At 70.5% G+C, this 7,490-nt stretch carries 6 protein-coding genes and 1 pseudogene; all 7 read left to right on the top strand.

All coding sequences use genetic code 11. The features are described from left to right. Nucleotides 1-533, top strand: a 533-nt coding sequence (locus OEY_RS0108435; RefSeq protein ID WP_029539954.1) for an enolase C-terminal domain-like protein, incomplete at its 5' end; no start/stop codon positions are given. Then, the gene (locus tag OEY_RS0108430) at nucleotides 530-1,786 is read left to right on the top strand and encodes an MFS transporter (RefSeq protein WP_010593443.1); all 1,257 of its coding nucleotides are present in this window, start codon (nucleotides 530-532) and stop codon (nucleotides 1,784-1,786) included. The genes OEY_RS0108435 and OEY_RS0108430, both read left to right, overlap by 4 nt. Then, nucleotides 1,711-2,382 (top strand): annotated as a pseudogene (locus tag OEY_RS31170) (class I SAM-dependent methyltransferase); the annotation flags it as partial. The gene OEY_RS0108430 and the pseudogene OEY_RS31170, both read left to right, overlap by 76 nt. Nucleotides 2,383-2,662: 280 nt before the next feature. Next, a complete protein-coding gene (locus OEY_RS0108415) occupies nucleotides 2,663-4,231 on the top strand; it encodes an ABC transporter substrate-binding protein (protein ID WP_010593441.1) in 1,569 nt (522 codons plus the stop codon). Then, nucleotides 4,231-5,178 (top strand): ABC transporter permease, encoded by a 948-nt coding sequence (locus tag OEY_RS0108410; RefSeq protein ID WP_040274239.1) that lies wholly within the window; start codon nucleotides 4,231-4,233, stop codon nucleotides 5,176-5,178. Before OEY_RS0108415 ends, OEY_RS0108410 begins: the two co-directional genes overlap by 1 nt. After that, complete coding sequence (locus OEY_RS0108405; RefSeq protein WP_010593439.1) at nucleotides 5,175-6,011, top strand: ABC transporter permease subunit; 837 nt, start codon at nucleotides 5,175-5,177, stop codon at nucleotides 6,009-6,011. The genes OEY_RS0108410 and OEY_RS0108405 overlap by 4 nt, the downstream gene beginning before the upstream one ends. Then, nucleotides 6,008-7,447, top strand: a complete 1,440-nt coding sequence (locus OEY_RS0108400) for an ABC transporter ATP-binding protein (RefSeq protein ID WP_010593438.1) — start codon at nucleotides 6,008-6,010, stop codon at nucleotides 7,445-7,447. The genes OEY_RS0108405 and OEY_RS0108400 overlap by 4 nt, the downstream gene beginning before the upstream one ends. Nucleotides 7,448-7,490 lie beyond the last annotated feature (43 nt).

Genomic DNA, 7,490 nt, shown 5'->3' with positions numbered 1-7,490 from the left:
CCACCGCCGCTGCCGCTCCAGGCGTGGACCTGATCGTCGACCCGAACGAAGCGTGGACCGCCACCGCGCTGTCGGTACTCGCCGACAGCGGTGGTCTGCCGATCGTCGCGCTCGAACAACCGCTGCCGGTGCACGACCGCGACGGAATGCGGGAGCTGCGCAGCCGCACCGATCTTCCGCTCGTCGCGGACGAGGCCGTCCACGACCTGACGGACCTGGACGAGCTGACCGGCCTCGCGGACGTGGTGAACATCAAACTCGCCAAGTGCGGCGGCATCTACCGCGCCCACGCACTGGCCGAGGCGGCCGGCGCGCGCGGAATGGAGGTGATGCTCGGCTGCCTGGTGTGCAGCTCGCTGGGTATCGCCCCCGCGGTTCAGCTGGCGTCCCTGGCCCGATGGTGCGACCTGGACGGGCACCTGCTGCTCGCCCGAGACCCGTGGGCCGGCCTCGGGGGCGGAGACGGAAAGCTGCGCCCGAGCGGCCTGCCCGGACTCGGCGTGTACCGACCCGACAACGAGGAAACGCGATGACCGCCACCGACTCCCCGGCAGGGACCTTCGCTCTGCTGCGCAGCTTCCCCCGCTCGGTACAACTGCTGGTGCTCAACCAGTACGGCGTCAACACCGGCTTCTACATGCTGGTGCCGTACCTGTCGATGCATCTGACCGGGAACCTGGGTCTGTCCCTGGCGATCACCGGCCTGGTCCTCGGGGCGCGCACCCTCAGCCAGCAGGGGTTGTTCCTGATCGGGGGCACCGCTGCCGACCGGCTCGGACCCCATCGGGTCATCATCGCCGGCTGCGCACTACGGTCGGTGGGCTTCGCGGTGTTCGCTGTGGGCACCAGCGTGCCGCTGCTGCTGCTCGCCTCTGTTCTGTCGGGATTGGCTGGGGCTCTGTTCAATCCGGCCGTGCGCTCCTACATCGCCGTCGCCGAACCCCGGCGCCGGGCGGAGGCGTTCGCGGTCTTCAATGTCTTCGCACAGGCGGGGGCACTGTCCGGGCCGCTGATCGGCAGCGCGCTGCTGACGGTGGACTTCCGTACCGTCGCCGTCGCCGCGGCGGCCGTCTTCGCCGCCCTCACCCTGGCGCAGCTGCGGTTTCTGCCCGCCCACCCGGTGGACCGCGCCGAGACGACGGTGCTCCGCGGCTGGGGTGCGGTGCTGGCCGACCGCCGGTTCGTGCTGTTCACCGTGACCATGCTCGGGATGTTCGCCCTGCAGACGCAGATGTATCTGGTGTATCCGGTGCTGGCCGGGCGGATCACCGACTGGAGTGGGGCAGTGGCGGTGCTGTTCCTGTCCACCACCGTCTTCGGTCTGCTCGCTCAGGTGCGGCTGACCCGATGGTTCGATCGCCACACCAGCCGGGGCACCGCGATCACGGCGGGGCTGATGCTGATGGGCGCCGCGTTCGTGGTGGCACTGCCGGTCCTGTGGGGCGAACCCTCCCACGGCGCGGGACGGATCGCCCTGACGCTGGCACCGCTGTTGCTCTCCGCCCTGATCCTCGAAGCGGGCATCCTGATCGCGCAGCCGTTCGTGATGGAACTGATCCCGGCATACGGGCCGTCGAACATGTCCGGAACTCTGTTCGGGATGTTCTACCTGGTCTCCGGGGTGGCCGCCGCCGGCGGCAATGCGCTGATCGGATACGGCCTCGACCTGGGCAACGGGTGGCCCGGAGCGCTGGTGTGCGTCGCCCTCGCATGGGGTTCGGCCACCGGGATCTGGCTGTTGCACCGCCGCGGCCTGCTCGCCGACCCGGCCGGAGCGCGGACATGACCGCGGCTGCAGGGGCTCGGAACCTGTTGACGGACAACCCCGCTCTGTACGAGGCACGATTCCCCGACCCGGACCACAGCGCCGCCCGGTTCGTCGACGACATTCTCGCGACCTACCTGACCTCCGACGATCCGGCGCCGCGGACACACCCCGCGACAGTGCTGGACCTGGGCTGTGGCACCGGCCGCGACCTGGGATACCTGGCCCGGCGGGGATACCGCTGCCTGGGCATCGACCAGTCCCCGGCGATGGTGCGGTACGCGCAACAACAGTATCCGGGCGTGAGAGCCGCGGTCGGCGACCTGCGCACCTTCGAGGTCGACGCGAGCGTCGACGCCATCGTCTGCCTCGACAGTGCCCTGCTGTACTGCCACACCGACGTCGAGCTGGAATCGTGCCTGCGCTGCTGCCGCAGGCACCTACGTCCCGGTGGGCTGCTGATCGCGGAAATGCGCAACGGCGCCTTCTTCCTCGGCAACACCGAACTCCTCGACGGGCCCACCCGCTCGTCCTTCTCCTGGCACGGCCACACCTGGCGGGCGGAGACCACCCTGTGGATCGACCACGCCGCGCAGCTGCTACGCCGCCGCCGGCGGTGGCAGATCCCCGAGTCCGCCGAGCCCCTCGTCCAGACCTCGGCGTGGCGGCTGCTGTTTCCGCTGGAGCTGACCGGCCACCTGCAGCGCGCCGGATTCGTGGTGCGGGCACTGTTCGACACACCCGGACCCCGCACCGAGACCGGCTGGCCGGGGCAAGGAACCGATCTCGGCGGTACTGCGCTCTGCGGCGACCGGCTGCACGTGATCGCCGAGGCCGTCTGCTTCACCCCCACGTTCCACCCGACCCGCTCGATCCACTGCCCGAGGAGATACCCCGATGAATCCGATTGCCCTGCCTCCGCGTCCGCACCTGAGCCGTCGCTCGTTCCTCGGCCTCGGCGCCGCCGCCGGCGCCGTACTGCTCGGGGCATGCAGCACGAGCGGCGAGACCGCCCCCGCGGCCACCGCCGGGCCCCGGGACGGCGGCCGACTGCGAGCGGTGTTCGCGGGCGGTGGCGCACAGGAGGTGTTGGACCCGCACAAGACCAACCTGTACGCCGACGTCGCCCGCGCGAACGCGCTCTACGACAAGCTCGTCGAATACGGCGACGACCTCGGCCCGGTACCGCGGCTCGCCACCGCCTGGCATCCGAACGCCGACGCGACCACCTGGACGGTGGAGCTGCGCCCGGCGGTCTTCCACGACGGCCGGCCGGTGCGCGCCGCCGACGTGCTGTACTCCTACCGGCGGATCCTGGACCCGGTGAACGCACTGCGCCCGCGGGCCTCTCTCGAGGTGATCGACATCGCCCGCTCCCGCGCCCTCGACGACCACACGATCGAATTCGTCTGCGCCCGCCCGTGCGGGGAACTGGCGAACGTGCTGGCCGCGTTCGGCGCCTACATCATCCCGGAGGGCACCACCGACTTCAGCCGTCCGATCGGCTCCGGGCCGTTCACGTTCGTCTCGTTCGAACCGGGGCGCTCGCTCGTCACCGCGCGATTCCCCGACTACTGGGACGGTGCCCCCCATGTGGACGAACTCGAGATCCTCACCGCTCCGGACGAGACCGCACGGATCAACGCCCTGCTCGGTGGGCAGGTCGACTACGCCGACGACCTCGGTGTCACCTCGGCGCGCACCTACGAAACCGATGCCCGGATGCAGATCCTGCGGTCGCCGCGCAGCGCGATGTCGGCGTTCGCGATGAAGGTGGACCGGCCCCCCTTCGACAACGTGGATCTGCGGCGGGCGATGTTCGCCCTCGTCGATCGCGACGAGCTGGTCACCACCGTGCTGGGCAGCACCGGTGTGGTCGGCAACGACCTGTTCGGCAAGGACGCCAAGTACTACGCGGCCGACCTGCCGCAGCGCACCCTGGATCTGGACGAGGCCGAGGCCCTGATCCGCAAGGCCGGCGCCCGGAACGCGACCATCGAACTGCAGACCACCGGCGCCACCAACGGCTTCGTCGAGGCCGCCAACATCCTGGCCGAGCAGGCCGGACGCGCCGGACTGAAGATCGATGTGAAAGTCGGTGAGGGATCGACTTATTGGACGCGCACCCTCGACGAGGGTGTGTTGTCGAGTTTCCGCTCCGGGGCCATGCCCATCGAAACGCACCTCGCGCAGCGGATGCTGTCGACCTCGGCGAAGAACTACACCCAGTGGCGCCGCCCCGAGTTCGACGCCTTGTTCGCCACCGCCAGCGAAACCACCGACGAGAACGTCCGGGCCCGCGCATATCAGCAGATGCAGTCGCAGCTCCACAGCGAGGGCGGTCTGCTGGTGTGGGGCTTCTCCGACGGCCTGCACGGGATGGCGCCGCATCTGGCGGGGATGGCCGAGAATGCGCCCAGCAACACCCTCGGGTACGCCCGTTTCGACAAGGCCTGGCTTTCGTGATGCTCGCCCGCTACGCCGGTACCCGCCTCACGGTGGGACTGGCCCAGGTGCTGGGCGTACTCGTCGTCGTCTTCGCGATCGCCGCCCTGCTGCCGGGGGACGCTGCGGTGGTGATCGCGGGCGATGACGCAGATCCGCGGCGGATTGCGCAGTTACGCGAACTCCTCGGGCTGGACCGGCCGCTGTCCGTGCAGTTCGGGGACTGGCTGACCGGTCTGCTCGGCGGCGACCTGGGCACCTCCGTGGTATCCGGCCGCCCCGTCACCGCGATGCTGGGCTCGGCGCTGGCGCCGACGCTGACCCTCGCCGCCCTGGCGTTCGTGGTGCTGGTCCCGCTGGCACTGCTCCTCGGGGTGGTCGCCGCGGTGCGCCGCGGCCACCGGATCGACCGGGCCGTCACCGCCCTGACCGTAGCGTTCTACGCGGCACCGGAATTCGCGTTGGCGATCGTGCTGGTGGCAGTGTTCGCGGTCGGGCTGGGATGGTTCGCGCCCACCGCGGTCGGCGCCGGTGGTCCGTTGCTGATGCAACCGGAGCTGTGGGTGCTGCCCGTACTGGTGCTGGTGATCCGCCCGGTGTGCTCGCTGTCGCGGTTGGTGCGCTCGTCGCTGATCACCACCCTGGACTCCGAATACATCCGGCACACCCGTCGCCTCGGTGTGCCCGTGCGGCGGGTGATCTGGCGGCATGCCCTGCCGGGCTCGCTCACCCCGGCGACACAGCATCTCGCGCGGGTCGCCGATTGGCTGCTCGGCGGGGTCGTGGTCGTCGAGGCGGTGTTCGCGCTCGGCGGTCTCGGGCAGCTGCTGGTCAGCGCGGTCAGCAGCCGCGACATTCCGCTGTTGATGGGATTGGTGACGGTGTTCGCGGTGATCACGGTGGCGGTGAACACGGTCGCGGACATCGCGGCGTTCCAGCTCAACCCCACGGCCGGATCGGCATCGTGACCGGCTCCACGTTTCTCGAGCGTGCGGGTGGGCGGTCCCGGGTGCGCGTCGGGGCTGCCCTGACGGCGGTCCCGCTCGCGGTCGCGCTGCTGGGGCCCTTGTTCACCGAACCCGGTGCCCGTGGCCCGGCGTTCACCTACGGGGACCAGTGGCTTCTGGGAACCGATTCCGAGGGGCGCGATCTGATCACGCAGGTCCTGCTCGGGGGGCGTTCGCTGGTGCTGGTGGCCGCGGCGGCCGTGGCCCTGACGTACCTGCTTGCCGTGCCGTGGGGGATAGCTGCCGCGACCGCTCGGGTACCGATCGTCGACGAGATGCTGATGCGCCCCCTGGATCTGCTGCTGTCGCTGCCGTCGATCATGGTGCTGCTGCTGGCCGTGGCGCTCACCGACGCCGACCTGGTCGTTCTGACAGTCACCGTGGCGGTGCTGCTGTTCCCTGATGCGGCGCGTCTGGTGCGGGCGTCGGCGCTGCACACCGCGCACACCCCGGCCATGGAGGCGCTGCTCCTGCAACGCGAAACCTGGTGGCGCCGGCACCTCGGCTATCTGGGACGATCGCTGCTCCCGGTCCTCGCGGCAGACGCAGGGCTACGGTTCGTCGGGGCGATCTACCTGGTCGCCTCGGCCAGCTTCCTGGGGGTGAGCGCGGACTCCGCCGGCACCGATTGGGCCGTGATGATCGACCGCAACCGCGCGGGCCTCGCCCTCGTCCCGTGGGGTGTCGTCCTGCCCGCGGCCCTGATCATCGCCTTGGCGATGGGGGTGAATCTGCTGTTCGACTCCGGTGCTCGCGCGGCAACACGCGAGGTGTCGACGAGGAAGTGGCGATGACCGAGGTAATCCCCGCGGCCCCGGCCGCCGCTGTGCCCAGCAGCACCATCCGAGTGCGCGGTCTGACCGCACGGACACGGGATCGGCTCCTGGTCGACGGCGTCGACCTGTACATTCCCGCCGGGGTGGTCACCGCGCTCGTCGGGGCTTCCGGGAGCGGCAAGACCACCACCGCGCTGGCATTGATGGGCGAGCGCCGCCCGGGGGTCGACGTGACCACGACCGTTCTGGACACGGGCGGGGCACGGTTCGGGTACGTGCCCCAGCACCCCTCCTCGGCGCTGAACACGGCCCTGCGGATCGGTACCGTGCTCGACGACATCGCTCGTGCCGGCCGACGGCACGGGCATCCGGTGACCGTGGCCGACGCACTCGCACGTGCGGGATTCGCCGACGATCCGGGCATGCTGCGCCGTTACCCGCATCAACTGTCGGGCGGACAGCAACAACGACTGGTCATCGCCCAGGCTCTGCTGACCGACCCGACATGCCTGATCCTCGACGAACCCACTACCGGGCAGGACCCGGCTCGTCGGACGGCGGTCCTCGACGAGATCACCCGACTTGCCCGGCAGGGCCTGACGATCGTGCTCGTCACCCACGACCTGGACGCAGTCCGCGCGGTCGCCCAGCGTGTGATCGTCATGGGCGGCGGCCGGGTGCTCGAGACCGGTGACGCCGGGATCCTGCCGGTCGCCGCCCCGCGGATCCCGCAGACACGCGCCGACACTGCGGATCGCCGCCCGACCCGGGCCGACGCCCGGTTGATCCTGGACGCCGTCTCGGCGGGGTACCGCAACAACCGGGTTCTGCAACGCTTTTCGCTCTCGCTCCAGCCCGGCGAATGTCTGGCACTTCACGGCCCCTCGGGCTGCGGCAAGACCACCGCGGCCCGGGTCGTCGCGGGCTTGCACCCACCCACGGCCGGACGGGTTCTTCTCGACGGCCACCCGTTGGCCGCATCGGTACGGCGACGGACCCGGCACCAGACGGCGGCGATCGGGTACGTCTTCCAGGACGCCAAGGCGGCCTTCGACCCGTATCGCAGCGTGTGGGAGCAGATCCTGCGCGGTCCGGCACGCCTGCGCGGTGCCACCGGCCCGGAATCGGCCGCGGCGGCCCGTCGCGCGCTCGACCAGGTGGGTCTGGCCGAACGGATCACCCGGCAGCATCCGTCCGCCCTTTCCGGCGGCGAGGCCCAGCGCGCCGCCCTCGCCCGTGCCCTGGCGGTCGAGCCCTCGCTGCTCATCTGCGACGAAGTCACCACGGGACTCGATCCCGCATCCCGACAGCGGGTGCTCGACATCTTGTCCGATCTCGTACGAACACAACGCATATCCCTGCTGATGATCAGCCACGACGGCGCCGTGGTGGATGCGATCTCCGACCGGGTCGTCGACATGACCCTCCCGGCCACGAACGGGGAACCGCCGTGAGCGCGCCTCGCCGCGTCCGTCGCCGAGGAAACCCGGCTGTCTC

Source organism: Rhodococcus sp. P14 (assembly GCF_000256505.1).
Classification (GTDB): Bacteria; Actinomycetota; Actinomycetes; order Mycobacteriales; family Mycobacteriaceae; genus Rhodococcus; species Rhodococcus ruber.
Note: the sequence above shows the minus strand (reverse complement) of the source record. Positions and strands in the feature narration are given on the sequence as shown.

Bases quoted from the DNA above. Each gene is read 5' to 3' on its own strand.
- OEY_RS0108430 (WP_010593443.1), top strand. From the start codon at position 530: ATGACCGCCACCGACTCCCCGGCAGGGACCTTCGCTCTGCTGCGCAGC.
- OEY_RS0108415 (WP_010593441.1), top strand. From the start codon at position 2,663: ATGAATCCGATTGCCCTGCCTCCGCGTCCGCACCTGAGCCGTCGCTCG.
- OEY_RS0108410 (WP_040274239.1), top strand. From the start codon at position 4,231: ATGCTCGCCCGCTACGCCGGTACCCGCCTCACGGTGGGACTGGCCCAG.
- OEY_RS0108400 (WP_010593438.1), top strand. From the start codon at position 6,008: ATGACCGAGGTAATCCCCGCGGCCCCGGCCGCCGCTGTGCCCAGCAGC.